The 24,953-nt window shown below is 72.1% G+C and carries 23 protein-coding genes and 1 pseudogene; 17 read left to right on the forward strand and 7 right to left on the reverse strand.

Annotated features, from left to right (window positions below; translation table 11 throughout):
- Nucleotides 1-42 precede the first annotated feature (42 nt).
- From AC0665_RS11850 to AC0665_RS11860, 3 genes are read left to right on the forward strand one after another with little or no spacing between them, the layout of a single operon-like run.
- Nucleotides 43-255: an MbtH family protein gene (locus AC0665_RS11850; protein ID WP_352118251.1), complete on the forward strand. Its 213-nt coding sequence runs from the start codon at nt 43-45 to the stop codon at nt 253-255.
- 8 nt (nt 256-263) lie between these two features.
- Entirely contained in the window at nt 264-1,838 is a 1,575-nt protein-coding gene (locus AC0665_RS11855; RefSeq protein ID WP_478704913.1) for an amidohydrolase, read from the forward strand.
- Nucleotides 1,839-1,867: 29 nt separating this feature from the next.
- Entirely contained in the window at nt 1,868-2,389 is a 522-nt protein-coding gene (locus AC0665_RS11860) for a GNAT family N-acetyltransferase (RefSeq protein ID WP_478704914.1), read from the forward strand.
- Here the strand turns inward: AC0665_RS11860 and argB are convergent.
- Together argB and AC0665_RS11870 are read right to left on the reverse strand one after the other, a co-directional pair.
- Complete coding sequence (argB, locus tag AC0665_RS11865; RefSeq protein ID WP_478704915.1) at nt 2,376-3,263, reverse strand: acetylglutamate kinase; 888 nt, start codon at nt 3,261-3,263, stop codon at nt 2,376-2,378. The genes AC0665_RS11860 and argB overlap by 14 nt on opposite strands.
- Nucleotides 3,264-3,398: 135 nt before the next feature.
- Nucleotides 3,399-4,100, reverse strand: coding sequence for an SDR family oxidoreductase (locus tag AC0665_RS11870; RefSeq protein ID WP_478605834.1), 702 nt, complete (start codon nt 4,098-4,100; stop codon nt 3,399-3,401).
- Between the two features lie 241 nt (nt 4,101-4,341).
- Here AC0665_RS11870 and AC0665_RS11875 point away from each other — a divergent pair, with 241 nt between their 5' ends.
- The 3 genes from AC0665_RS11875 to AC0665_RS11885 all read left to right on the forward strand — a co-directional run bounded on the left by AC0665_RS11875 (nt 4,342) and on the right by AC0665_RS11885 (nt 7,235).
- Nucleotides 4,342-5,466, forward strand: a complete 1,125-nt coding sequence (locus AC0665_RS11875; protein WP_478605832.1) for a 4Fe-4S binding protein — start codon at nt 4,342-4,344, stop codon at nt 5,464-5,466.
- A 276-nt stretch (nt 5,467-5,742) separates the two neighbouring features.
- Nucleotides 5,743-6,312, forward strand: a complete 570-nt coding sequence (locus AC0665_RS11880; protein WP_478605829.1) for a TetR/AcrR family transcriptional regulator — start codon at nt 5,743-5,745, stop codon at nt 6,310-6,312.
- A 107-nt stretch (nt 6,313-6,419) separates the two neighbouring features.
- On the forward strand, nt 6,420-7,235 hold the full coding sequence (locus AC0665_RS11885) for an oxidoreductase (protein WP_468404861.1): 816 nt from the start codon (nt 6,420-6,422) through the stop codon (nt 7,233-7,235).
- A gap of 108 nt (nt 7,236-7,343) precedes the next feature.
- Here AC0665_RS11885 and AC0665_RS11890 read toward each other — a convergent pair whose 3' ends face one another.
- Entirely contained in the window at nt 7,344-8,543 is a 1,200-nt protein-coding gene (locus tag AC0665_RS11890; protein ID WP_478704916.1) for a threonine aldolase family protein, read from the reverse strand.
- Between the two features lie 463 nt (nt 8,544-9,006).
- Between AC0665_RS11890 and AC0665_RS11895 the strand changes: the two genes are divergently transcribed.
- The 3 genes from AC0665_RS11895 to AC0665_RS11905 all read left to right on the forward strand — a co-directional run bounded on the left by AC0665_RS11895 (nt 9,007) and on the right by AC0665_RS11905 (nt 10,090).
- Nucleotides 9,007-9,141, forward strand: coding sequence for a winged helix-turn-helix transcriptional regulator (locus AC0665_RS11895; RefSeq protein ID WP_478704917.1), 135 nt, complete (start codon nt 9,007-9,009; stop codon nt 9,139-9,141).
- 130 nt (nt 9,142-9,271) lie between these two features.
- Nucleotides 9,272-9,691, forward strand: coding sequence for an aspartate 1-decarboxylase (gene panD, locus AC0665_RS11900; protein ID WP_468404241.1), 420 nt, complete (start codon nt 9,272-9,274; stop codon nt 9,689-9,691).
- 24 nt (nt 9,692-9,715) lie between these two features.
- Nucleotides 9,716-10,090, forward strand: coding sequence for a GNAT family N-acetyltransferase (locus AC0665_RS11905; protein ID WP_468404243.1), 375 nt, complete (start codon nt 9,716-9,718; stop codon nt 10,088-10,090).
- A gap of 486 nt (nt 10,091-10,576) precedes the next feature.
- On the opposite strand, the gene gndA is transcribed toward AC0665_RS11905, so the two are convergent.
- A complete protein-coding gene (gene gndA / locus AC0665_RS11910) occupies nt 10,577-12,016 on the reverse strand; it encodes an NADP-dependent phosphogluconate dehydrogenase (protein WP_468404245.1) in 1,440 nt (479 codons plus the stop codon).
- Nucleotides 12,017-12,367: 351 nt separating this feature from the next.
- Between gndA and AC0665_RS11915 the strand changes: the two genes are divergently transcribed.
- Complete coding sequence (locus tag AC0665_RS11915) at nt 12,368-13,591, forward strand: transglycosylase family protein (RefSeq protein WP_478704918.1); 1,224 nt, start codon at nt 12,368-12,370, stop codon at nt 13,589-13,591.
- A gap of 627 nt (nt 13,592-14,218) precedes the next feature.
- Here AC0665_RS11915 and AC0665_RS11920 read toward each other — a convergent pair.
- Nucleotides 14,219-15,044, reverse strand: a pseudogene (locus AC0665_RS11920) (DMT family transporter); the annotation flags it as partial.
- A 210-nt stretch (nt 15,045-15,254) separates the two neighbouring features.
- Between AC0665_RS11920 and AC0665_RS11925 the strand changes: the two are divergent.
- The 7 genes from AC0665_RS11925 to AC0665_RS11955 all read left to right on the forward strand — a co-directional run bounded on the left by AC0665_RS11925 (nt 15,255) and on the right by AC0665_RS11955 (nt 22,829).
- Nucleotides 15,255-16,022, forward strand: a complete 768-nt coding sequence (locus tag AC0665_RS11925; RefSeq protein ID WP_478605823.1) for a (2Fe-2S)-binding protein — start codon at nt 15,255-15,257, stop codon at nt 16,020-16,022.
- A gap of 39 nt (nt 16,023-16,061) precedes the next feature.
- Nucleotides 16,062-17,213: a glycogen synthase gene (gene glgA, locus AC0665_RS11930; protein WP_478508742.1), complete on the forward strand. Its 1,152-nt coding sequence runs from the start codon at nt 16,062-16,064 to the stop codon at nt 17,211-17,213.
- A gap of 51 nt (nt 17,214-17,264) precedes the next feature.
- Nucleotides 17,265-18,485: a glucose-1-phosphate adenylyltransferase gene (gene glgC / locus AC0665_RS11935; protein ID WP_468404252.1), complete on the forward strand. Its 1,221-nt coding sequence runs from the start codon at nt 17,265-17,267 to the stop codon at nt 18,483-18,485.
- Nucleotides 18,486-18,734: 249 nt separating this feature from the next.
- On the forward strand, nt 18,735-20,078 hold the full coding sequence (locus AC0665_RS11940) for a wax ester/triacylglycerol synthase family O-acyltransferase (protein ID WP_478704919.1): 1,344 nt from the start codon (nt 18,735-18,737) through the stop codon (nt 20,076-20,078).
- Nucleotides 20,079-20,182: 104 nt separating this feature from the next.
- Nucleotides 20,183-21,685, forward strand: a complete 1,503-nt coding sequence (locus AC0665_RS11945; RefSeq protein ID WP_468404256.1) for an SDR family NAD(P)-dependent oxidoreductase — start codon at nt 20,183-20,185, stop codon at nt 21,683-21,685.
- 433 nt (nt 21,686-22,118) lie between these two features.
- Nucleotides 22,119-22,292, forward strand: coding sequence for a hypothetical protein (locus AC0665_RS11950; protein WP_102913158.1), 174 nt, complete (start codon nt 22,119-22,121; stop codon nt 22,290-22,292).
- A 54-nt stretch (nt 22,293-22,346) separates the two neighbouring features.
- Nucleotides 22,347-22,829: a GNAT family N-acetyltransferase gene (locus AC0665_RS11955; RefSeq protein WP_468404258.1), complete on the forward strand. Its 483-nt coding sequence runs from the start codon at nt 22,347-22,349 to the stop codon at nt 22,827-22,829.
- Nucleotides 22,830-22,859: 30 nt separating this feature from the next.
- On the opposite strand, the gene AC0665_RS11960 is transcribed toward AC0665_RS11955, so the two are convergent.
- Both AC0665_RS11960 and AC0665_RS11965 read right to left on the reverse strand, forming a co-directional pair.
- Nucleotides 22,860-23,279: a VOC family protein gene (locus tag AC0665_RS11960; protein WP_478704920.1), complete on the reverse strand. Its 420-nt coding sequence runs from the start codon at nt 23,277-23,279 to the stop codon at nt 22,860-22,862.
- A 211-nt stretch (nt 23,280-23,490) separates the two neighbouring features.
- The gene (locus tag AC0665_RS11965; RefSeq protein ID WP_478704921.1) at nt 23,491-24,834 is read right to left on the reverse strand and encodes an amidase; all 1,344 of its coding nucleotides are present in this window, start codon (nt 24,832-24,834) and stop codon (nt 23,491-23,493) included.
- Nucleotides 24,835-24,953 lie beyond the last annotated feature (119 nt).

Raw genomic sequence — 24,953 nt, forward strand, 5'->3', positions numbered from 1 at the left:
GCGAGCCTAACCTAATCTTGGCCCTTCGAGGAGGCACCGCGCATGAGCACCAACCCCTTCGACGACAACGAAGGCCGTTTCCTGGTCCTGGTGAACGACGAGGGCCAGCACTCCCTGTGGCCGTCCTTCGCCGAGGTGCCCGGGGGATGGACCATCGCCTTCGCCGAGAACACCCGCGAGGCATGCCTGGAGTACGTCGAGACCCACTGGACGGACCTGCGCCCCCGGTCCCTCGCCGCGGCGCAGGACGCCTGACCCTGCCCATGCTGTGCACCAGGCTGACCAACGCCCGTTTCCTCACCATGGATCCGGACCACCCGGTCGCTCATGAGCTGGGCATCTGGCGGGGCCGGATCGTCGGTCTCGACGAGGCCGTGACGTCCCTGCCCGCCCGGGAGGTCGTCGACCTGCACGGCGCCACGGTGCTGCCGGGCTTCATCGACGCCCATGTCCACCTGGCCTGGACCGGGTTCCGGCAGACCACCCCGAGCATCGCGGGCCGCACCCGGATCGACGACGTACTCGAGGTCGTGGCCGAGGCCGTCGCCCGCAGCCGTGCCCCCGGCGACTGGGTGAGCATCGCCGGCTACGACCAGCGGGCCCTGGGCCGCCACCTGACCGCCGCCGACCTCGACCGGGTCAGCGACGGCCGCAAGCTCTACCTGCTGCACGACTCCGGGCACGGCTGCGTCGTCAACACCGCCGTCCTGGACCTGCTGCCCGCGGACCTCCCGCACGAGAACGGCTTCCTCGCCGAACAGTCCATGGGCGCCGCCCGTGCCCTGCGCCTGCCGTACTCCCAGGAGGACCTGGCCCAGGCGATCGGCCGCGCCGCCCGCACCTGCCTGGCCGAGGGCGTCACCGCCTGCGCCGAAGCGGGCATCGGCGGCACTCTCTTCGGCCACAGTCCCGTCGAACTCGGCGCCTACCAACTCGCGCGCGACAAGGGCCTGCTGCCGTTGCGCGTGCAGCTCATGGTCGCCGCGGACCGGCTGCGCCCGGTCACCGCCCACGCGAGCGACGGCATCCCGCGCGCCCTCGACCTCGGCCTGCGCACCGGCTTCGGCGACGACCGGCTCCGCGTCGGCGCACTGAAGATCTACACCGACGGCGGCATGATGGCCCGCACCGCAGCGCTGACCAGCCCGTACGAAGGACTCGACCACGCCGGGCAGTTGCAGGACGACCCCGAGGCGCTCACCGAGCTCATCGTGGACGGCCACCTCGCCGGCTGGCAGCTCGCCGTGCACGCCATCGGCGACCGCGCGGCCGACATCGCCCTGGACGCCATCGAGCGCGCCCAGCGCCTGCGCCCCCGCCCCGAGGCCCGCCACCGCATCGAACACGCCGGGCTGATCCGGCCCGACCAGCTCCCGCGCTTCGCCCGGCTCGGCGTCACCGCCGTCGTCCAGCCCACCTTCCTGCGCTGCTTCGGCGACGACTACGCCTCGATCATGGGCGAGGAACGGGCGCCCTGGATGTACCGCGGCAAGGCGTTCCTGGACCACGGCATCCCCCTCGTGGGCAGCTCCGACCGCCCCGTCGCCGACGGATCGCCCCTGCGCGCCGTGCAGTTCATGGTCGAGCGCGCCTCCCTGTCCGGTCGGCTCATCGGTCCCGGCGAGGCCGTCACCGTCGACCAGGCCCTGCACGCCTACACCGCCGCCGGTGCCCGGGCCTGCCACTGGGAGGACCGGCTGGGCAGCCTCACCCCGGGCAAACACGCCGACCTGGTCGTCCTCGGCGACGACCCCCGGCGCGTCGACACCTCGCGCATCGGCGACATCGAGGTGGTGGAGACATACGTCGGCGGCGTCCCGAGCCGTCCGGGCTCCTGATTCCCGGTCCGGACCGAGGAAGGAACCCCTTGACCACGGCCACGCCGCCCCCCGCCGCGCCGCCACACACCCTTCCGGTGCTGACGCCCTTGGTACGTCCCGCCCGCCCGGACGAGGCCCTCGCCCTCGCCGCCCTGTCCCGGCCCTTCGTCCGCTCGGGCGCGCTGCGCGAACGCCCCGTCTCCCTCTACGCCGCCCAGGCCGCCGACTTCCTGGTGCTGGAGGCCTCCGACGGCGCCCTCGACGGCTGCGTGGGCCTGCGGGAGTACTCCATGGACGCGCGGGAGGGCGGCGAACGCGCGGGCGTGGTCTACAACTTCTGCGTGGCCGCGCACCGGCAGGGCGGCGGAGCGGGAGCCGGACTGTTACGCGCGGTGCTCTCCACGGCACGCGCCAGGTCGCTCGACACCTTGTTCACGGCCACCACCGGCAGCGCGGGACTGTTCCTCCGCCACGGCTTCACACGGACGACGGCCCGGCAGGCGCTGCGGCCCTGGGCGCAGTCCCTGGACCCGCGACGCAACGCCCACGTGCTGGTCAGGACGGGGTGACCTCGTCGGGGACCACGGTGGTGCCCGGACCGGCCGCTGCGAGCACACTGCGCAGCACCGCGTGCGGCACCCGCCCGTCCACGACATGCGCCTTGCGCACCCCGCCGCGGACGGCACGCAGGCAGCCCTCCATCTTCGGCAGCATCCCACTCGCGAGACCGGGCAGCAGCTCGTCCAGCGCACCGGCCGTCAAACGCCCGATCACCTCGGTGCTGCGCGGCCAGTCGGCGTACAGCCCCTCGACGTCGGTGAGCATCACCAGCCGCTCGGCGTCGAGAGCGACGGCGAGGGCAGCCGCCGCGAGATCGGCGTTGACGTTGTAGACCTGCCCGTCCGTGCCGCGTGCCACCGGGGAGACGACCGGGATGTGCCCCCGCTCCAGCAGTGCGCGCACCATGACCGGGTTGACGTCCACGACCTCGCCGACGAGACCGAGGTCCACCGCCCGGCCGTCCACCCGGGCCGGCCGCCGCACGGCGGTCATGGTGTGCGCGTCCTCCCCGGTCAGGCCCACCGCGAAGGGCCCGTGGGCGTTGATGTGCCCGACCAGCTCCCGCTGCACACGGCCCGTCAGCACCATGCGCACGACGTCCATGGTCTCGGGCGTGGTCACCCGCAGCCCGGCCTCGAAACGGGTCTCCAGCCCCAGCCGGTCGAGCATCGCGCTGATCTGCGGCCCGCCGCCGTGCACCACGACCGGGCGCAGACCACCGTGCCGTAACTCCACGACGTCCCGCGCGAAGGCCTGTTGGGCACGCGCGTCCACCATGGCGTTGCCGCCGAACTTGACGACGACGACACTGCCCCGCAGCTCCTCGGGCCAGGGAAGAGCCTGGGCGGACGGATCCCCTGCTCGGGCGGGTGTCACGGTCACGCGGTCACTCCGTTTTCATGGCGGGACCGGGCAGGCCCGGGCCAGGGGAGCTCGATTTAGCTTAGCCTAACCTAACGGCGATGCCCCAACTCCTCATCCAGGAACAGGAGCTGGGTCGCCCGGGGCCAGTACCACTTACGCGGCCAGCTGGGCGTACAGCTCCGTCAGGTCGCCGGCCAGGCCCGCCTTGACCTGGCGCGTGATGTCGTCGGCGAGCACCTCGTACGCGCCGGTCTCGACGCCGTCGAGGGCGAGGGCGGCGACGTCACGAGGGGCGGACTTGGGTGCGTCGACGTCCGCCGCCAGGTCCGTGTCGACGTATCCGACGTGCAGTCCGGTGACGGCGATGCCAAGGGGCTGAAGCTCCAGGCGCAGGGAGTTGGTCTGCGACCACAGGGCTGCCTTGGAGGCGCTGTAGGAGCCGCCCAGGGCCAGCCAGGAGAGCACGGAGTGCACATTGAGGATGTGGCCGCCGCCGTTGCGCTCGATGATCGGCACGAAGGCGCGGGTGAGCAGCAGGGGGCCGTAGAAGTTGGTCTCGAACTCCTTGCGCACGTCGTCGACGGGGGAGTCGAGGAAGGAGGCGCCGACCGCCGCGCCGGCGTTGTTGATCAGCACGGTGACGTCGTCCGCCTGTGCGGCGGCCGCCGCCACGGAGGCCGGGTCGGTGACCTCCAGCCGCACCGGGACCGCGTCGGGGTGCGTCACGCTGCGCGGGTCGCGGGCCGTGGCGTAGACCTTGGCGGCGCCGCGCACGTACAGCTCCTCCACCAGCGCCTTGCCGATGCCCCGGCTGCCCCCGGTGACGAAGACGCTTGCGCCCTTCAGAGCGGTCATGACTGCCTCCACGAAAACTAGAAAACTGATCGGTTTCCAACACGGTAAACCGTTCGGTTTCCAGGAGCAAGCGCGACGCTTGTTCCCCGGCGGGGCGCCCGTGGTCACCGGTGCCGCGAGAGGAGCGGAGCGGCCCGCGGCATGGACTTGCCAACTGGAAACCGATCAGTTTACGGTGTGAAAACTGATCGGTTTCTCGCCGTGGAGGCGAGGCTCGACCCCGACTCACCAGGAGCATCGGATGACTGCCGCGCGTGCCGCCGACGGACAAGCGCCGAGTCCCAGACTTCCGGCGAAGCTTGCCGCCCACCCCTCGGTCCAGGCCGTGCTCGCCCGGCGCAGAGCCGGTGAGGCGGCACGCCCGCCGGCGGTGATCGACGCGGCCTGGCTGCGCGAGCTGTGCCTGGCGGCCGGCGCGGACGACGCGGCCGCGGTCGGCCTGGACCACCCCGACCTGGCCGGCGAGCGCGAGTACGCGCAGTCCGCGCTGCCCGGCACCCGCTCCCTGATCGCGATGGCGGTCCGGATGAACCGCGACAACTGCCGCTCCACGGCGCGCAGCGTGGCCAACCAGGAGTTCCACCAGGCCGACGAGCAGGCCAACCACGCCGCGCGCAGCGTCACCCAGGCGCTCCAGGACGCCGGCTACCGCGCGCTCAATCCGTCCGTGGGCTTCCCGCAGGAGATGGACCGCTTCCCCAAAGAGCGGATCTGGGTGGTGGCGCACAAGACGGTCGCGGTGGCCGCAGGGCTCGGCGTGATGGGTTTGCACCGCAACGTCATCCACCCGAAGTTCGGCAGCTTCATCCTGCTGGTCACCGTCCTGGTGGACGCGGAGGTGAGCGAGTACGGGCAGCCGCTGGACTACAACCCCTGTATCGACTGCAAGTTGTGCGTCGCCGTCTGCCCGGTCGGCGCCATCGCCAAGGACGGCGCCTTCGACGCGCTGGCCTGCACCACCCACAACTACCGCGAGTTCATGAGCGGGTTCACCGACTGGGCGCAGACCGTGGCCGACAGCGAGGACGCCGCCGACTACCGTTCCCGGGTCAGCGATTCCGAGAGCGCCTCCATGTGGCAGAGCCTGAGCTCGCCCCCCGGCTACAAGTCCGGCTACTGCGTGGCCGTGTGCCCCGCCGGTGAGGACGTCCTCGGTCCCTATCTGGACGACCGCAAGACGTTCATGGACACCGTGCTGCGACCGCTGCGGGACAAGAAGGAAACGCTCTACGTCCTGCCGGGCTCCCACGCGCAGGAGTACGCCAAGCGCCGTTTTCCGCACAAGCCCGTCAAGGAAGTCACCGGCGGCTGGCAGCCCCCGGCGCCACGTTCGGCGTCCACCGGGGGAGAAGCCCGTACGTCATGAGGGGCGCTCACCCCTTCCGCGTCCCCCACGAGCGAGGGCGAGGTCGACTGCAAGGTGACGGACGAGAAGCAACTGAAGGAGGAGCTCGGCAAGGGCGACGGCATGACGTCGGCGTACTGGGGTGGTACGACCGCAAGGGACTGCACCGCATCCCGGTGGAGGCGCCACCCGGGAAGACGGCGGTCCCGGCCTGGTGAAAGCCGCCCCCGCTCGACGGCGCCCCTCCCTGGAAACCGATCAGTTTTCATTCTGTGGGGATCGAGTTAACCTCGCAGCATGACCACCGAAGTGAAGCGAAGTCCCAGGGAGCGGCTGCTGGAGGCGGCGGCCACGCTCACCTACCGAGACGGCGTTGGCATCGGCGTCGAGGCGCTGTGCAAAGCGGCGGGGGTGTCGAAGCGCTCCATGTACCAGCTGTTCGAGAGCAAGGACGATCTGCTCGCGGCGAGCCTGGAGCAGCGCACGTCCGCCTACGTGACGACACTTCTGCCCGCGGCGGACGACGAACGCTCGTCCCGGGAGCGGATCATGCACGTTTTTGAGCAGGTGGAATCGCAGTCGGGCGCGCCCGAGTTCCACGGCTGCCCCTTCCTGGCCGCGCAGATCGAACTCAAGGACCAGAGTCACCCCGCGAGCCGGGTCGCGCATCAGGTCAAGGAGAACCTCACCGCCTTCTTCCGCGCCGAGGCCGAGCGGGGCGGGGCGAGCGACCCCGGTCTGCTGGCCCGGCAGCTCAGCCTGGTCTTCGACGGCGCCAGCGCTCGCGCGGGCATCGGGGCGGACAAACTGGCGGGCCTCGTCGCGCCCACGGTGACCACCCTGCTCGACGCGGCAGGCATGCGCTGACGCGTCGCCCCGGGTGCTCGCCTCTTCCCTGCCTGGACTTGCCAGAGGAAACCGATCGGTTTACGGTGGTGAAACCGATCGGTTTCTCGATGAGCGCAGGAGTCATGATGACGACAGAACGGCCGGTGGCACTCGTGACGGGTGCGTCCTCCGGCATCGGTAAGGCGACCGCGCTCGCACTGGTGGCAGCGGGTTTCGACGTCGTCGGCACAAGCCGCGACACCTCACGCGTCACCCCGCTCGACGGTGTGGCGCTCGTCGGCCTCGACGTGGCCGACGACGCCTCGGTCGCCGCGGCGGTCCAAGAGGTGAGCGAGCGGTTCGGGCGGATCGACGTCCTGGTCAACAACGCCGGTGTCGGCTCGACGGGCGCCGCGGAGGAAACCTCCGTCGAGCAGGCCCGGGCGGTCTTCGACACCAACGTCTTCGGGGTCATGCGCATGGTCACGGAGGTCCTGCCGTACATGCGCGCCCAGAAGCGCGGACGCATCATCAACATCTCGTCCGTCCTCGGGTTCGTCCCCCAGCCGTACATGGCCGTCTACGCCGCCTCCAAGCACGCGATCGAGGGCTACTCCGAGTCCCTGGACCACGAGGTCCGTGAGTACGGCATCCGGTCGATTCTCGTCCAACCCGCCTACACCAGGACCGGATTCGAGTCCAACAGCGCGAAGCCCGACACACCCCTGCACGCCTACGCGAAGCAGCGGCAGACCGTCGACCGCGTGCTGGCGGAGGCGATCAGGAACGGTGACGCGCCCGCCGTCGTCGCCGAGGCGATCGTCGCGGCGGCGACCGAGGCCAGGCCGAAGCTGCGCTACACCGCCGGGCCAACGGCCGGACGCGTGCGCACGCTGCGCCGTCTCGTGCCCGCCCGGGTCTTCGACCAGCAGATCCGCAAGATCAACCGCCTGGCCGGCTGACACACGTGCTGTGCGGCCGAGTGAGCCGGGACGACCTCTTCGCGCTTCCCCCGCCCGGGGATCAGGGCCTCGCCCGAACTCCCGACCTCCCGGGCTTCCGCCGCCCGGCTACTTCGTCCTGCTGTTCGCGGTGAGGGCATGCTCTTCCCTCAGCACTTCGATCGCCTCTTCCAACGCGCGGACCTTACGGCGCAGTCGCACCAGTTCCTCGCGCTCGGCCGTGGTCAGCGCGCCCGCCGGTCCTTGGCCTCGCTCCGCCGCCAGTTCCTCCGCGATCGCCGCCGCGAACGCGTCCACGTCGCCCTCGGTGGTGTCGAAGGAGGTCATCCAGCGGACCTCGCCGGCCTGTTCGTCCCAGGTGTAGAAGCGGAAACGCTTCTGGAGGCGCTCGGTGACGGCCGGCGGCAGGACGGCGAAGATCTGGTTGGCCTGCACCGGGCGGGAGATCTCCAGGCCCGGCAGGTCGCGCACCGCCTCGTACAGCCGCTGGGTCATCGCGTTGGAGCGCGCCGCCGAGCGCAGCCAGAGGTCGCCGCCCAGCAGCGCCTCGAACTGCACCGACAGGAAACGCATCTTGGAGCCCAGCTGCATGCTCGTCTTGCGCAGGTGGGCCATGCCGCGCACCGCGCCCTCGTTGAGCACGATCACCGCCTCGCCGAAGAGCAGCCCGTTCTTGGTGCCGCCGAGCGAGAGGACGTCCACGCCGGCGTCGGTGGTCATCTCACGCAGGGGCACGCCGAGGGTGGCGGCGGCGTTGGCGAGCCGGGCGCCGTCCAGGTAGACGAGCATGCCGAGGCCGTGCGCGTGCTCGCAGATCGCACGGATCTCATCCGGCGTGTAGCAGGTGCCGAGCTCGGTGGACTGGGCGATCGAGACGACCCTGGGCCGGGCACGGTGCTCGTCCTCGAAGCCCCATGCCTGACGGTCGATCAGCTCGGGGGTGAGCTTGCCGTCCCATGCGGGCACCGTCAGGAGTTTGATCCCGGCGACCTTCTCGGGCGCCCCGCCCTCGTCGACGTTGATGTGCGCCGACTCGGCGCAGATCACGGCGTCCCAGCGGTCGAGCATGGTCTGCAGCGCGACGACGTTCGCGCCGGTGCCGTTGAAGACCGGGTACGTGTGCGCGGTGGGGCCGAAGTGACCGCGCACCACTTCCTGGAGGCGCTCGGTGTAGACGTCGGCACCGTAGCTGACCTGGTGGCCGCCGTTGGCCACGGCGATGGCCGCGAGGATCTCGGGGTGCGCACCCGCGTAGTTGTCGCTGGCGAAGCCGCGCTCGTCCGGGTCGTGTCGTCGCTGTACGGTCATGGTGCTCGCCTACTTGTCTCGGTCGGACGGGTCTGACACATGCGGTCCGGACGGGCACCGGCCGGCCCGCTCAGGCCGGCGCCGGCTCCGTCCGAGAGCCGACCCGTTCGGCTGCGGCCCGCAGTTCGGCATTGGGGGTCACCGGGGAAGAGGGTTCGACCACGAGCGCGCGGGCAGCACGAAGTGCATCTGTGTGCGGCAAAGCGAAATCCCCCGGGGCAGAGCTGTACGGACCGGATCCGCGATCGCGATCCTGGTCGTGATCTTTCTATCCGGGTGTCTTGGCCGCGGTCAATGGATCACCGCAAAATCACCTGCGAGGCCGGACCTGGGCCGCACATCTTCCCGCGCAAGAGCCCCATCGGCGCCTGTTCGCCTCCCGGAAACACCGAACGCCTTTGTGACGGTTCTCAACGGCGAGGCGTCCCTCTGGCCCGCTCGGGCAGGGGCGGACGCGCTCCCGGTGCGCGGACGTGAGGAGTACCGCCTCACCGACAAGGGCCGCGGCCTCCTGCCCGTCCTGATCGCCCTCGACGACTGGGCCGATCGGCTGGATCGTCCCCGCCGGTGCGTGAAGCCCGCGTCCGCGTCCGACTGATGTCAGTCGCGAGCCGGGGAGCCGAGCGATGTTCCTCACACTCCCCGAGTCGAGCGCGTGCCAGTTGTACAGTGATGACCGCCCTTGACCTGCAGAAAGCCGGCAGGGAGCCGTCCTTCAGGAGTCCAAAGTGCTGCGTACTCTGTTCAAGTCCAAGATCCACCGAGCCACCGTCACCCAGGCCGACCTGCACTACGTGGGATCCGTGACCATCGACGCCGACCTGCTCGACGCCGCCGATCTGCTGCCCGGCGAGCTCGTGCACATCGTGGACATCACCAACGGCGCCCGGCTCGAGACGTACGTCATCGAGGGGGAGCGCGGGTCCGGTGTCATCGGGATCAACGGGGCCGCCGCCCATCTCGTCCACCCCGGCGATCTCGTGATCATCATCAGCTACGCCCAGGTGACGGACGCCGAGGCGCGGGCACTCATTCCCCGGGTCGTGCACGTGGATCACGACAACCGGATCGTGGCCCTGGGTGCCGACCCGTCCGAGCCGGTGCCGGGCTCGGACCAGGAGCGCAGCCCGCAGGCCGTCCGGGCCTGACCGAAGCCGAGGAGGAGCGTGGCGATGACCGACCCGAAGACCGGCGACCCGGAGACCGGCGACCCGGAGATCCGTGACGACCGGGAGGCCGGCCGGCTGGAGGCCGTGTCCGGAGGTGAAGTCGTCGGCCGCATCGAGTACTTCGTGCTGGGCAGCCCCGAGCGCGCACTCGTACCCGTGCACACGGTCGTCGAGCCGGCCCACGAGGGTCGGGGCATCGCCGGTTCGCTCGCCCGCGAGCTGTTCGCCCTCGCCCGCCGCGAGCACAGCGCGGTCGCCTCGCTCTGCCCGTACGTCACCAAGTGGGCCGAACGCCATCCCGACGAGGCGCAGCCGGCCGACCAGGAGCTCCTGGCGGCGGCCAAGGACTGGCTGAGGGCCCACCCCGGCCGCTTCTGACGACGGGGCCCGCCCCGCCGGACACCCGAGCCCGGCCCCGCTACCCCCCCACCTGGTCCCCTCCCGTCCTGCGGGGGAGTGACTGGGGAGGCGGGGGCCGGGTAGGCGGGGCAGTAGTCCAGAGCCGGAGTCGACCCAACTGGCTGGAGGACCTGATGACGAACCCGATCCCCGACCCCGTGCCGCCGGCCCCGACACCGGGCCCGGAGCCGCATCCCGACCCGGTCCCGAACCCGCAGCCCCCGCCGGGCCCGGAGCCGACCCCGCCGCCGCCCGCGCCCACCCCGCCGCCGGGTCCGACCCCGCCGGCGCCGCCGGGTCCCAGCCCTGTACCGGGGCCCGACCCGTCCCCGATCCCGCCGGGTCCGGAGCCCGTACCGAACCCGGAGCCGGGCCCGCCCCTGTCCTGACGCCGGTACGCGAACGGGGCGGTGGACGGCACACCCTGCCGTCCACCGCCCCGCGTACGTCCCCCGGCGGCAGCGCCTACGCGGAGGTCTCCGACCGGTCCCCGCCCCACAGCGTGTGGAACGAACCGTCGCGGTCCACCCTGCGGTACGTGTGCGCACCGAAGTAGTCCCGCTGCCCCTGAGTCAGCGCCGCCGGCAGCCGCTCCGCGCGCAGGGCGTCGTAGTAGGCGAGGGCCGCTGCGAAACCGGGCGTCGGCACGCCCTGACGGGTCGCGGCGACCAGCACCTCACGCCAGTCCTCCTGGGCGTCCGCGATCTCCTGCGCGAACGTCGCGTCCGCCAGCAGGCTCGGCAGGTCCGGCCGGGCGTCGTACGCGGCCCGGATCCGGTCCAGGAACGCCGCACGGATGATGCAACCGCCCCGCCACAGCGCCGACACCGCACCCAGGTCGATGTCCCAGCCGTACTCGCCGCGGGCCGCGTCGATCTCGTGGAAGCCCTGCGTGTAGGAGACGATCTTCGACGCGTACAGCGCCTGCTCCACCCGGTCGGCGAACGCCCGGGCCTCCGCCTCGCCGAGCGGCCGCGCCTTCGGACCGGCCAGCCCCCGCGAGGCCTCCCGCAGCTCGGCGTGGCCCGACAGCGAGCGCGCGAAGACCGCCTCGGCGATCCCCGACACCGGCACGCCCAGGTCCAGCGCGATCTGCACGGTCCAGCGGCCGGTGCCCTTCTGCTCGGCCTGGTCCACCACCACGTCCACGAACGGCTTGCCCGTCTCCGCGTCCACGTGCGACAGCACCTCGGCCGTGATCTCGATCAGGTACGAGTCCAGACGGCCCCGGTTCCAGGTCCGGAAGATCTCCGCGATCTCGGCGGGGGAGTACCCGGCGACGTCCCGCAGCAGCTGGTACGCCTCGCCGATCAGCTGCATGTCCGCGTACTCGATGCCGTTGTGCACCATCTTCACGAAGTGCCCGGCCCCGTCCGGACCGACATGGGAGACGCACGGCGAACCGTCCGCCGCCTTCGCCGAGATCTTCTCCAGCATCGGGCCCAGCGAGTCGTAGGACTCCTTCGGGCCGCCCGGCATGATGCTCGGGCCGTTCAGCGCGCCCTCCTCACCTCCGGAGACGCCCATGCCGACGAAGTGGATGCCCTGCTCGCGCAGCTCGCGCTCCCGGCGCCGGGTGTCCGCGAAGTGCGCGTTGCCGCCGTCGATGATCATGTCGCCGGGCTCCAGCAGCGGCGCGAACTCCTGGATCACCGCGTCCGTGGGCTCACCGGCCTTCACCATCACGACCAGCCGGCGGGGCCGCTCCAGCGCCGCAACGAAGTCCTTGGCGCTCTCACACGCGATGAACTCTCCCTCACCGCCGAACTCGTCCACCAGGGCGTGCGTACGCGCCGGCGTCCGGTTGTGCACCGCGACCGTGTAGCCGTTGCGGGCGAAGTTGCGCGCGAGGTTGCGGCCCATGACCGCGAGACCCGTGACGCCGATCTGCGCTGTACTGCTCATTCGGTTCGCTCCTAAAGACCTCGGTATCGGTGCTGACGCCGGGAGGTGCCCCGGGCACCACCCGCCGACCATCCTTACGTGCCGCTCCTTCGTCCGCACGCGCGGGTGGCACGACGTCGCGCAGCCTGATACGCGCGGCAGCCCCCGTCGCACTCAGCCGACGCACGCGTCCCCGCGCACGGCGCACCCGCGCACGGTGTGCCGTCCGCGGTGCACCATCGGGGCGCACGTCGCGCAACAGGGGCCTCATACCGGCCATTTGGGCTCCCGGGCGGCGAAAAGCCGTCTTGTTCTGGCCGGTTCGCAGCGCTTACTTTTGCCCCTCCTGACGCATGTCTAGGGGGGCTTTCGATGGCCGTACGCGGCCGGCACCGCCGGTATCAGCCGAACAGGATCAACCGCGCCTCACTCACCGTCACAGCGGGCGGCGCGGGTATGGCGCTGCCGTTCATGGGGACCGGCGCCGCCCAGGCGGCGGACGTCGACACCTGGAACAAGGTCGCCGCCTGCGAGTCCACCAGCAACTGGAGCATCAACACCGGCAACGGCTTCTACGGCGGGCTGCAGTTCACCCAGTCCACCTGGGAGGCCTACGGCGGCCGGGCTTACGCGGCCCGCGCCGACCTGGCGAGCAAGGACCAGCAGATCGCCGTCGCCGAGAAGGTCCTCGACGGGCAGGGCCCGGGCGCCTGGCCGGTCTGCTCGGCTCGAGCCGGACTGACCCGGGGCGGTGCCGAGCCCGACATCCGGCCGGCCGCCGAGCGCACGAAGCGGAAGGAGGCGGCCAGGAAGACCTCCTTCGACGACGTACGGCCGCACTCCACACCGCAGTCCCGGGCGGGCAACGCCGAGATGTACACCGTCGTGCGGGGTGACACGCTCTCCGGCATCGCGGACGAGCAGGACGTCCGGGGCGGCTGGCGGGGTCTGTACTCCGTGAACCGGGCGGCCATAGGGTCCGACCCCGATCTGATCGTGCCGGGTCAGCGTCTCGCGCTGCGCGGCGACGGAGCCACGAAGACGCGCCCCGCGCACCGTCCGACGCCGTCGGCCGAGCCCCCGGCGAAGAAGCCGGCCCAGGACCACGCGAAGGAACGGGCGAAGGAACGGCCCAAGGAGCGGGCCAAGGAGGAGAGCCGGGAGCGGGCCGGACGGTCCACGGCCACCCGGCAGGGCCTCGTCGCCCCCGTCAGCGCCTCGCTCGGCACGCCCTACCGCAAGGCGGGCTCCTCCTGGTCGAAGGGCTACCACACCGGCATCGACTTCCCCGTGCCCACGGGCACGACCGTCAAGTCGGTCGCGGCGGGCAGCGTCGTCAGCGCGGGGTGGGGTGGCTCGTTCGGCTACCAGGTCGTCGTCCGGCACGCCGACGGCCGCTACAGCCAGTACGCCCACCTGTCCGCGATCTCCGTGCGGGACGGGCAGTCGGTGAGCGCAGGTCAGCGCATCGGCCGCTCCGGCTCCACCGGGAACAGCTCGGGCCCGCATCTGCACTTCGAGGTGCGGACGGGGCCCGGGTTCGGTTCGGATGTCGACCCGGTGGCGTATCTCCGGGCCGGTGGCGTCAGGATCTGACACGCATGCGGTGCCGGTCGACCGTGGGCAGCGGCACGTACGGGATGCCGTAGAAGGGTACGTAGAGCGGGCGTTCGTCGGGCACCGGCACCGACGACTCCCCGCTCTCGTACGCCCCGTCCTCCACGGAGAGCGCCCCGGTGACCTCCGCGTCCGGCCCCGGCACCGGCAGGGGTTCGAGTATCGCGGCCGGCGTCTCGGGCACGGTCACGGGAATCCCGACCGCGGCCGGTACGTCCAGCACCGGCACGGTCACCGGAATCCCGACGGCGGCCGGTGCGTCCGATACCGGCACGGTCACCGGAATCCCGACCGCGGCCGGTACGTCCGGTACCGACACCGACGCCAGGATCTCCGCCGGGGCCTCCGCCCTGGCCGCGACCGCCGTCACCCCCGGCCCCGGGGCGGGCACCGCGGGGATCACCGATCCCGGTACGAGTACCGCAGGTGTCCCCGGCCCCGGCACGAGCACCGCGGCAGTCGCGGCCGGCCGAGGCTCCGGCCCTGCCGTGAGAAGCTCCCCGTCCGCCGTCACGAGCAGTGAGGCAGGCGCCTCCTCCAAAGCCTCGCCCACGACCTCCGGCACGGGTCCCGCCGGCAGGCCCTCCGCAGTCTCCGGCCGGCCGTGCGTGAGCCGTTCCGTCGTGAGCAGGATCAGGCCACCCGCGGCCACCACGCCACAGCTCAGCGCGAGTGCCGTGCCCGTCGTGCCGTAGCGGAAGGTCTCGCCGAACATCGTGATGCCGACCGCCGCCGCGACCACCGGGTTCACGACCGTCAGGGTGGCCAGCGGGGCCGCGAGGCCGGCACCCCGGTAGGAGGCCTGCGACAGCAGCATGCCGGCCGTGGCCAGCACACCGATCACCGCGAGGGACGGCACGTCCGCGGCCGACACGCCGCCGGTCCAGTCGACCGCGACGGTCTTGGTGAAGACGGAGGACATGCCGAAGGCGATTCCGGAGGCCGTCGCCAGCAGCATGCTGCGCACCGCCGGGTGCCGGTGCGCGGCCCGGGCGGCGATCATCAGCGCGACGACCACACCGGCCGTGACCACGGCGACGGCCACCCGCTGCGCCGCGCTCAGCGACCGCGCGTCGGACGCGGCGACCAGGGAGAGCAGACCGGCGAGCCCCACCGTCGCCATGATCGCGCCCCGCCAGGCCGTCGCACCGGCCTTGCGGCCGACGAACAGGGCCGCCATCGGCAGGGCCACCACGATGGTCAGCGCGCCCAGCGGCTGCACCAGGCTCAGCGGACCATAGGCCAGCGCCACCACGTGCAGCAGACCACCGAGGCCGTTCAGCCCGACCGCCGCCCACCAGCCCGGCCGGCGCAGCGGAGCGTACTGCTCGCCCGGCGAGGACTCCGCCACCCGCTCCTGCACGATCGCCCCGCCGGCGTAGGCGAACGCCGAGACGAGGGAGAGCAGGACGGACAACGCGAGGGCGCTCATCGGCTGCTCCTCTGCGTCAGGCGGGGGCGCTCGGCCCGGCGCGGCGAAAGGTGGGCTTTCATGACCAACACCCTGCCGTGTCCAGGTCTTCCCGTCGTCGTCCCTGAGCACTCATTGGGTCCTACTGCCGATGGAGTACGAGTCGAACCCCGTCATCCCCAGGGTGGGCGCTCCGGTGAGGGGGCCACCGGGTCGCATCCCCTAGGGGCCTTGGTACTACTGCTCTTCGTGGACCTCGACCCCGACCTTGCCGCGCTCCGCCCGCTCGCCGGCTTCTTCGTGCTGCGTACGGAAGGAGCGCCGGCCGGAGCATCGGCGAGTTCTCTTCCCACTCTCGCACAGGCCTATGCCGTCGTGTCACCGGATGTGTCGGTAAATCCCCTGATTTTTCGTGTGCGGAAGGTGGCCACCGCGCTGCGCGCACCGGAGTCGCGGGTGGCCGCGTCCGTGACCCACCAGGGCCTCGCGGCCCGGCTCTGGTCGATCGCCCTCGGGTGCGCCGCGCTGTACGGCGGTGTCCCCGACCTCGACGCCCGGCTGCTGCGGTGGGACGCCGACGGCAGCGCCCCCGACGACCTGTGGCTCACGGAGGTACGGCCCCTGCCCGGGGACGCGGCGACCGTCGCGGACGTCGTGCTGCGCGGGCACCTCCTACCCCTGGCGGCGGCCCTGCGCGCCCACCACCGTCTCGCGCCGGGCCTGCTGCGGGGCAACGCCGCCTCCGCGCTGGCCGGCGCGGCCCGGGAACTGGACCGCTGGGCCCGGCGGCACGGCCGCACGGACGTCGCCGCCCGGGCCCGTTCCCTGACCTCGGAACTCCTCGCACACCCCCTGCTCGAGGGCGCCGGAAGCCTGACCGGCACCGCCTTCCGGCGCCGCAGCTGCTGCCTGTACTACCGGGTGCCCGGCGGGGGCGTCTGCGGTGACTGTTGCTTCACACGGCCGCCCCGCTCTTCCCCACGCGCCTCTTCTGGGTGACCATGAAAGGGAAAGGCCGCTGAGAGCAGGGAGTTGCGGGTGCGCGTCGGACTGCTGACCCGGGAGTACCCGCCGGATGTGTACGGCGGTGCGGGCGTCCATGTGGAGTTCCTCGCCCGCGAGCTCAGACCGCTCGTCGATCTGGACGTGCACTGCTGGGGCGAGGGCCGCGCCGACGGTGTGCGGCGCCACCGGCCCTGGTCCGCGCTCGACGGCGCCAACGACGCGCTGCGCACCTTCTCCGTCGACCTCGCCATGACCGCCGCCCTCGAAGGGCGCGACCTGGTGCACTCCCACACCTGGTACGCCAACCTCGGCGGCCACCTCGCCAAGCTGCTGTACGGCATCCCGCACGTGATGACCGCGCACTCCCTGGAGCCCCTGCGCCCCTGGAAGGCCGAGCAGCTCGGCGGCGGTTACGACCTGTCCAGCTGGGCGGAGCGCACCGCGATCGAGGCGGCCGACGCGGTGATCGCCGTGTCCGCCGCCATGCGCGAGGACATCCTCGGCTGCTACCCGGCGCTGGACCCCGAGCGGGTCCACGTCGTGCACAACGGCATCGACACCACGCTCTACCGGCCGGACCACGGCACGGACGCCCTGGACCGCGTCGGCCTCGACCGCTCCCGCCCGTACGTGCTGTTCGTCGGCCGGATCACCCGCCAGAAGGGCGTTCCCCACCTGCTGCGCGCGGTGCGGGACATCGACCCGGCCGCGCAGGTCGTGCTGTGCGCGGGGGCCCCGGACACGCCGGAGATCGACCGGGAGTTCCGCGAGCTGTTCGCGGAGCTCAGCGAGGTCCGCGACGGGGTGTTCTGGATCCCGAAGATGCTGCCGCGCCCGGAGGTCATCCAGCTCCTGACGCACGCCGCGCTGTTCGTCTGCCCCTCGGTGTACGAGCCGCTCGGGATCGTGAACCTGGAGGCGATGGCCTGCGGCACGCCGGTGGTCGCCTCGGCGGTCGGCGGCATCCCCGAGGTCGTGGACGACGGCACCACCGGCCTGCTCGTCGCGCCCGGCGACGCTTTCGAGGCGGGCCTGGCCCGGGCCATGGACACCGTCCTGGGCGATCCGGCCGCCGCCCGGCGGATGGGCGAGGCCGGGCGGGAGCGCGCGGTCGGCGAATTCGGCTGGGACGCGGTGGCCCGCCGCACGGTCCGGCTCTACGAGGAGATCGTCAAACAGGCTTAGTGGGTACTGCTCAGGGGCAGGCATCGGGAAATCGGCGTGAGGGGAGCGGCCATGCGAGGTGGTGGTCCTTCGGTCCTGGGGATCGTGCTGGCGGGCGGTGAGGGCAAGAGGCTGATGCCCCTGACCGCGGACCGTGCCAAACCGGCGGTGACCTTCGGCGGCACCTACCGCCTGGTCGACTTCGTCCTGTCCAACCTCGTCAACGCCGACATCCTGCGCATCTGCGTCCTGACGCAGTACAAGTCGCACTCGCTGGACCGGCACATCACCACGACCTGGCGGATGTCCAACCTGCTCGGGAACTACGTCACGCCCGTGCCCGCCCAGCAGCGCCTCGGCCCGCGCTGGTACCTGGGCAGCGCCGACGCGATCCTGCAGTCGCTGAACCTGATCTACGACGAGCGCCCCGAGTACGTCGCCGTCTTCGGCGCCGACCACGTCTACCGCATGGACCCGCGCCAGATGCTCACCCAGCACATCGAGAGCGGCGCGGGCGTGACCGTCGCGGGGATCCGGGTGCCGCGCACCGAGTCCTCGTCGTTCGGCGTGATCACGCCGGGCTCGGACGGGCAGACGGTGGAGCGCTTCCTGGAGAAGCCGGCCGACCCGCCGGGCCTCGCGGACGACCCGGACTGCGTCTTCGCCTCGATGGGCAACTACATCTTCACCACCAAGGCCCTCATCGAGGCGCTCAAGCGGGACGCCGAGGACGAGTCCTCCGTGCACGACATGGGCGGCTCGATCCTGCCCCAGCTCACCGAGCGGGGCGAGGCCGCGCTGTACGACTTCAGCGCCAACCACGTGCCCGGCGAGACCACCCGCGACCAGGGCTACTGGCGGGACGTGGGGACGCTGGACGCCTACTACGAGGCCCACATGGACCTCATCGCCGAGCGCCCCGCCTTCAACCTGTACAACCGCAGCTGGCCGATCTACACGCACTCGTACCAGCTCTCGCCGGCCCGCTTCAACGCCGGCGGCATCGCCAGCGAGTCGATCATCAGCGCCGGCTGCCTGGTCCGCGGACAGGTGACGCGGTCCGTGCTGTCGCCGGGGGTGGTGGTCGACCCGGGGGCGGTGGTGCAGGGCTCGGTGCTGCACGACAACGTGCACATCGGCCGGGGCGCGGTGGTGCGCGGTGCCGTCCTCGACAAGAACGTGGAGGTGCCGCCGGGCGCCACCATCGGCGTCAACCCGGAGCGGGACGCGGAGCTGTACACGGTGTCCAAGGGCGGCGTCATCGCCCTGGGGAAGGGGCAGTTGGTCCCCTGACACGGGGCGCGCCGGCTCTGGTCGAGGGCCGGCGCCGACCGGGTGGCTTCCGTGACGCCTCCCGGGTGACACGGGGTGCCCGGCGGCGCGATCTGTGCTGGACTGACCGCACATGCACCATGAGTCCCACCCTTTTCGCCGGGCGGGGCTTCATGTGTTGTTAACTGTGCGTAGCGCGATCGTACTTGACCGTAATCGGCTGGGGGCGGTTGACTGCTGGCCCACCCGTCGTCCACGCGAGGCAAGCCCTTGACTGCTGACCTGCTCGCTCCTCTCGATCTGGCGTTCTGGAACATCGAGTCCCCCGAACACCCGATGCACCTCGGTGCGCTCGGGATCTTCTCGGCTCACTCGCCCGCCGCGGGCGCCCACGCGGCGGACCTGCTCGCGGCCCGGGCCGCCGGTGTTCCCGGACTGCGGATGCGCATCCGCGACGTGTGGCAGCCGCTGCCCTCCGCCCTGCGCCGGCCGTTGGCCTTCGGCGGCGCGGCCCGCGAGGCGGACCCGGACTTCGACCCCCTGAACCATGTGCGGCTGCACGCCCCGACCGCCGACTTCCAGGCGGCGGCGGGCAGGCTCATGGAGCGTCCCCTGGAGCGCGGCCGGCCACCCTGGGAGGCCCATGTGCTGCCGGGCGAGGACGGGGTCTGCTTCGCGGTGCTGTTCAAGTTCCACCACGCCCTGGCCGACGGCCTGCGGGCGCTCACCCTGGCCGCGGGCGTCATGGACCCGATGGACATGCCCCCGCCCCGGCCCCGCCCCGCCGCACCCCCGCGCGGCCTCGTGCCGGACGTGCGCGATCTGCCCGGGATGATGCGCGACGCCCTGTCCGACGTGGGTCGCGCCCTGGACATCGGCGCGTCCGTCGCCCGCTCCTCGCTCGACGTGCGCTCCACCCCCGCGCTCACCTGCGAGCCGAGCGGCACCCGCCGCACCGCCGGAGTGGTGCTCGACCTCGACGACGTGCACCGGATCCGCAAGACCGTGGGCGGCACCGTCAACGACGTCCTCATCGCGGTCGTCGCGGGCGCCCTGCGCCGCTGGCTCGACGAGCGCGGCGACGGCAGCGAGCACATCGCACCCCGCGCCCTCATCCCGGTGTCCAAGCGCCGGCCGCGCACCGCCTACCCCCAGGGCAACCGGCTCTCCGGGTACCTGATGCGGCTACCGGTGGACGACCCGGACCCGTTGGCCCGCCTCGCCTCGGTCCGGAACGCCATGGACCGCAACAAGGACGCCGGCCCCAACCGGGGCGCGGGCGCCGTCGCCCTGCTCGCCGACCACGTCCCCGCCCTCGCCCACCGGCTCGGCGGCCCCCTGGTCGGCCAGGCGGCCCGGCTCTGGTTCGACATCCTGGTGACCAGCGTGCCCCTGCCCAGCCTGGGCCTGAAACTCGGCGGCCACCCCCTCACCGCCGTCTTCCCCTTCGCCCCGCTGGCCCCCGGCCACTCCCTGGCGGTCGCCGTGTCGACCTATCGGGGCAGCGTCCACTACGGCCTCGTCGCCGACGGCGAGGCGGTCCCCGACCTCGACCTGTTGGCCACAGCCGTCTCCCAGGAGGTGGCGACGCTGATCAAGGCCTGCCGCCCGTGATCAAGGCGACTTTGGCGGTGCGGCCCGACGCTCCGTAGAATTCGCCGTTCGAAAGCGGGCGCGACCGGCGCGCCGCGACGGCAGAGCAGGGAACGACAGCGGCGATGACGGTGACAGAGGACGGCCCGCAGGCCATGGACGAGGCGAGCGGGCACTCGCACGGACCCGGCATCGACCCGGAGCGGCTGGCCGTCTGCCTCAGCGTGCTCGAGGAGCTCGACAAGCTGGAGGTCGACCACCCGGACGCCATCGCGGTGCGCCGGGCCACGGCCGGGATCTACCGCACGGTCAAGCAGCGCCGCCGCCAGGAGCGCCGGGCCGCCAAGACCGCCCACGACAAGGCGGTCACGGAGGCCACGGCGACTGGGTCCGCCCAGCGCATCGACGACGAGACCGAGGGTCTGCTGCCCTCCTCGCGCACCGAGGAGGGCCGGATCGCGGGGATACTCCAGCGCCCGCGGTCCTGCTACACCTGCAAGACCCGCTACGTGGAAGTCGACTACTTCTACCACCAGCTCTGTCCGGACTGCGCCCGCATGAACCGCGAGAAGCGCGACGTCCGCGCCGACCTCACCGGCAAGCGTGCCCTGCTCACCGGCGGCCGGGCCAAGATCGGCATGTACATCGCGCTGAGGCTGCTGCGCGACGGTGCCCACACCACGATCACCACGCGCTTCCCGAAGGACGCCATCCGCCGCTTCAAGGCCATGGACGACTCCGCGGACTGGCTGCACCGCCTGGAGGTCGTCGGCATCGACCTGCGCGACCCGGCCCAGGCCGTGGCCCTGGCCGAGCAGGTCACCGAGGCGGGACCGCTGGACATCCTCGTCAACAACGCGACGCAGACCGTGCGCCGTCTGCCCTCCGCCTACGCCGCGCTGGTCGAGGGCGAGAGCGCGCCGCTGCCCGCCGGTGAGCTGCCCGCCCACCACGTCATCGGCGCCTTCAACTCCGGTGCGGTGGACGGCCTCGCCGCGTTGCCCCTCGGCACGAGCGGCCTCGACGCCCAGCAGGTCGCCGACCTCGCCCTGGTCGCGGGCAACGCCAGCGTCGAACGGCACCTCGCCGGCACGGCGATCGACGCGGGCGGGCTGGTGCCCGACGTGGTCGACTCCAACACCTGGGTGCAGACGATCGAGCAGATCTCCCCGGTGGAGCTGCTGGAGACGCAGCTGTGCAACTACACGGCGCCCTTCATCCTGATCAGCAAGCTGCGTCCGGCCATGGCCGAGGCCGCCAGGAAGGCCGCGAGCAAACGCGCGTACGTCGTGAACGTCTCGGCGATGGAGGGCGTCTTCGGGCGGGGCTACAAGGGCGCGGGCCACCCCAACACGAACGCCGCGAAGGCCGCGATGAACATGGTCACGCGCACCAGCGCCCAGGAGATGTTCCAGACCGACGGCATCCTGATGACCTCGGTCGACACGGGCTGGATCACCGACGAACGGCCGCACTACGACAAGCTGCGCCTCGCCGAGGCCGGCTTCCACGCACCGCTGGACCTGATCGACGGCGCGGCCCGCGTCTACGACCCGATCGTGCGGGGCGAGGCGGGGGAGGACCTGTACGGGGTCTTCATGAAGGACTACGCGCCCGGGAAGTGGTAGTCACGCGCCCCACGTGACGGGCCGTGAGCCGAGCCACTCGGGCTCGGCCGCGGCTCGTCAACGGCGCGACCGGCTGGAAAGCGCCATCGCCGACGTACGCCGTTCGGGTGATTCACAAAAGGGGCTTCTGCCTACAGACCCGCGTGGAAACCCGAGTTGAACGGCAGATGACGCGGGATCGTTACCGGCTGTTTTCAGCCCCATCGAGCGGGGCCCTGCTCATCTGGTTAGTCTGATGCGGACGGACAGCACCACGGGGTCCTACCCACACCCACGTCCGTCATGGGACCAGCCGGTACACCACGGGCTCTCCCGTGAATCGACCGGCGCCACCGCGTCCGAACTGCAAGTGACATAGAGGCCCGAGCGGGCGTCAGGCGCAGCAGGACCGGCGCGTACGTCCCGAGGGTGACCGACACATAAGGAGTGCGCGGTGACACCGGAGAAGACGAATCGCGATCAGCGCCCCAAGGAACGCGGCGAGCGCGCCGGCCGACGGGTCGACGAGCTCGGCAGCCTCGACGTGTGGGCCCGTTCGGCCCCGATCCGCCTGGCGGGCTACGAGGAGGACCTCGCGGAGCCCCACATCCTGCCCAGCGTCGACTGACAGCGGGCAGCCCCCACCGCGATCGCGGCGCATGGACGTGCCAGACTCACGATCATGCTGATCAGGGAAGCGACGCCTGACGACTGGCCTCGCATCTGGCCGTTCTGGCACCGCATCGTCGCCGCGGGTGAGACCTACGCCTGGGACCCGGGTACCTCCGAGGAGGAGGCCCGGGTCCTGTGGATGAACCCGGCGAAGCGGGTGTACGTCGTCGAGGACGACAGTGGCGCCGTGGTCGCCTCCGCCTATCTCACCCCCAACTACGGTGGTCCCGCGGCCCGTATCGCCAACGCCGGGTTCATGGTCGACCCCGGCCGGGGCGGCCGGGGCTACGGCCGGGCCCTCGCCGAACATCTGCTGACCGAGGCCCGGGCCGCGGGCTACCGGGGCATGGTGTTCAACGCCGTCGTCGAGACCAACCCGGCCGTGCGGCTGTGGACCTCCCTCGGCTTCACGATCCTCGGCACCGTGCCCGAGGCGTTCGACCACCCCCGGCACGGCCGGGTGGGACTGCACATCATGTACCGCGCGCTGTGACCGTCCGGGCGGTCATGGCGCTCATGGCGGTCAGGGCCGGGCGTACGGGCGGGTCATGATCTCCATGTTGTGGCCGTCCGGGTCGGCGAAGTAGGCCCCGCGGCCGCCGAAGAGGTCGTTGACCCGGCCCGCACGGGTGTGGTTCGGATCGGCGTAGTAGGTGACGCCGAGCGCCTCGAGGCGGCTGATCATGCCGTCGAACTGCTCCTCGGGCACCAGGAACGCGTAGTGCTGCGACTGGATCGGCTCGTCGGTCTTCTCGTAGTAGTCGAGGGTGACCCCGTTGCCCAGGTCGACGGGCAGGAACGGGCCGAAGGGGGCGCCCACCCGCAGACCCAGGACGGCCGCGAGGAAGTCCGCCGACAGCCGGCGGTCGCGGGCGTAGACGGCGGTGTGGTTCAGGTGGGCGATCGTGGTCGGCGCTTCGGGGGCGTGCGGGATGAAGGACATGCGTGGGTTCGTCTCCGGGTCTCGTGGTCCGTGATGAGGCGCCGCTGAGGGGCGCGGGAAAGAAGGAAGACACGGAGACGAGAGGCGGGGCGCGTGCCCTGTCCGGCACTCGGGCGGGTCCGGGCGGGGTCACCCCCGCCGCGCTCACGCCGAGGCCGGGCGCCTCACTCGTGCATGGCCTACGGCCGACCCGGCAGTCACCCGGCCGACCTTAGTCCATGGGCGCCGTCCGCTGCCACGGGTTTCGTTCCTCCAGCTGCCCTGCCAGCTCCAGGAGTTGGGACTCCGTACCCGGGCGGCCCACCAGCTGGACGGCACACGGCGCCCCGGAGGGGAGCGTCCCGCAGGGCACGGACATGGCCGGCCAGCCGGTCAGGTTCCACGGGGGCGTCAGCGGCGAGTAGGCCGTGTTCGCCAGCACGTTGGCCAGCCAGCCCCGCTCGTGCCAGGGCCCGGCCTTCGGGGAACGGCGGGCGAGCGCCGGTGTGAGCAGCACGTCGTGCTCGGCGAAGAACGGCTCGAGCCGCCGGCGCAGCCGGTCCCGGCTCGTGCCGGACGCGGCGGTGCGCAGGAAGGGCCGGCCGAGCCGGGCGTGGACACTGGTGCGTCGCGTCAGCAGCCGGGCCTGAAGCGGCCGGGCGTCCGCGGCGGTGCCCGCGGTCCAGTGGGCCAGGGAGGTCGTGGCGAGGGACATCGGGTAGGGCGGGTCGGCGCGCCGTACCTGGTGGCCGGCCCGCATCAGCAGCCCGGCCGCGTCCCGGGCGGCCGCCGCGTACGGGCGGCTGACGCTGACGCCGGCCAGCGGACTGCGCAGCGACAGAGCGACCTTGAGGACACCGGGCGCGGACACGGGGGCGGGTGCGAGGCCGGCGAGGACCGAGAACATCAGCCGGGCGTCCTCGACGGTCGTGGCGAGCGGCCCGTTCTCCGCCATGCCGAACCAGGTGCTGTCCCCGTCGCCGGTCGGGACCACTCCCTGCCCCGGCTTGATGGTGACGAGACCGCAGTTGGCGGCCGGTATGCGCAGGGAGCCCATGCCGTCGTTGCCGAGGGCGATCGGCACCATCCCGGCGGCGACCGCCGCCGCGCTGCCGCCCGACGAACCGCCCGCCGAGCGCGTGGGGTCCCAGGGGTTGCGGGCGGTGCCCAGCACGCCGTCCGTCGTGCCGAAGACACACAGCTCGGGGACGTTCGTCAGCCCCACGACCACCGCGCCGGCGGCTCGCAGCCGGGCCACCGTCACATGGTCCCGCGGGGCGGGTGTGTCCGGTGTGGCCGCCGAGCCGATCCGCCGGGACTCGCCGCGCACGGCGAGGTTGTCCTTGACGGCCACGGGCACCCCGGCCAGCGGCAGTTCGGCGAAGTCACCGCGTGCCGCCACCTCGTCGGCCTCGGTCAGGGCCGCCTCGGCGCGCACCGTGCGGAAGGCCCCGACCCGGCCGTCGAGCCGCTCGATCCGGGCGAGGTGCTCGGCGACCACCTCGCGGGGCGTGACCCGCTTCTCGCGTACGGCAGCGGATATCTCGGCGGCGGTGCGGCCGGCCCAGGTGGTCACAGCGGCTCCTCGGAGGGCAGAGGGCGGACTTACTGACGAGTACGTAGGGAGAACTGTGCACCGGGTGGGGACCGCGCGTCGAGATCGCCGACCGCTCGCGTGCGTCACCGCGGTGCGCG

It is taken from the genome of Streptomyces sp. NPDC043685 (genome assembly GCF_056436585.1).

Coding starts and splice junctions, on each gene's coding strand:
- AC0665_RS11960 (WP_478704920.1), bottom strand. CDS start 23,279: ATGTCCTTCATCCCGCACGCCCCCGAAGCGCCGACCACGATCGCCCAC.
- AC0665_RS11915 (WP_478704918.1), top strand. CDS start 12,368: ATGGCCGTACGCGGCCGGCACCGCCGGTATCAGCCGAACAGGATCAAC.
- AC0665_RS11880 (WP_478605829.1), top strand. CDS start 5,743: ATGACCACCGAAGTGAAGCGAAGTCCCAGGGAGCGGCTGCTGGAGGCG.
- AC0665_RS11890 (WP_478704916.1), bottom strand. CDS start 8,543: ATGACCGTACAGCGACGACACGACCCGGACGAGCGCGGCTTCGCCAGC.
- AC0665_RS11850 (WP_352118251.1), top strand. CDS start 43: ATGAGCACCAACCCCTTCGACGACAACGAAGGCCGTTTCCTGGTCCTG.
- glgC (WP_468404252.1), top strand. CDS start 17,265: ATGCGAGGTGGTGGTCCTTCGGTCCTGGGGATCGTGCTGGCGGGCGGT.
- AC0665_RS11855 (WP_478704913.1), top strand. CDS start 264: ATGCTGTGCACCAGGCTGACCAACGCCCGTTTCCTCACCATGGATCCG.
- AC0665_RS11955 (WP_468404258.1), top strand. CDS start 22,347: ATGCTGATCAGGGAAGCGACGCCTGACGACTGGCCTCGCATCTGGCCG.
- AC0665_RS11875 (WP_478605832.1), top strand. CDS start 4,342: ATGACTGCCGCGCGTGCCGCCGACGGACAAGCGCCGAGTCCCAGACTT.
- gndA (WP_468404245.1), bottom strand. CDS start 12,016: ATGAGCAGTACAGCGCAGATCGGCGTCACGGGTCTCGCGGTCATGGGC.
- AC0665_RS11870 (WP_478605834.1), bottom strand. CDS start 4,100: ATGACCGCTCTGAAGGGCGCAAGCGTCTTCGTCACCGGGGGCAGCCGG.
- AC0665_RS11945 (WP_468404256.1), top strand. CDS start 20,183: ATGACGGTGACAGAGGACGGCCCGCAGGCCATGGACGAGGCGAGCGGG.
- AC0665_RS11905 (WP_468404243.1), top strand. CDS start 9,716: ATGACCGACCCGAAGACCGGCGACCCGGAGACCGGCGACCCGGAGATC.
- AC0665_RS11885 (WP_468404861.1), top strand. CDS start 6,420: ATGACGACAGAACGGCCGGTGGCACTCGTGACGGGTGCGTCCTCCGGC.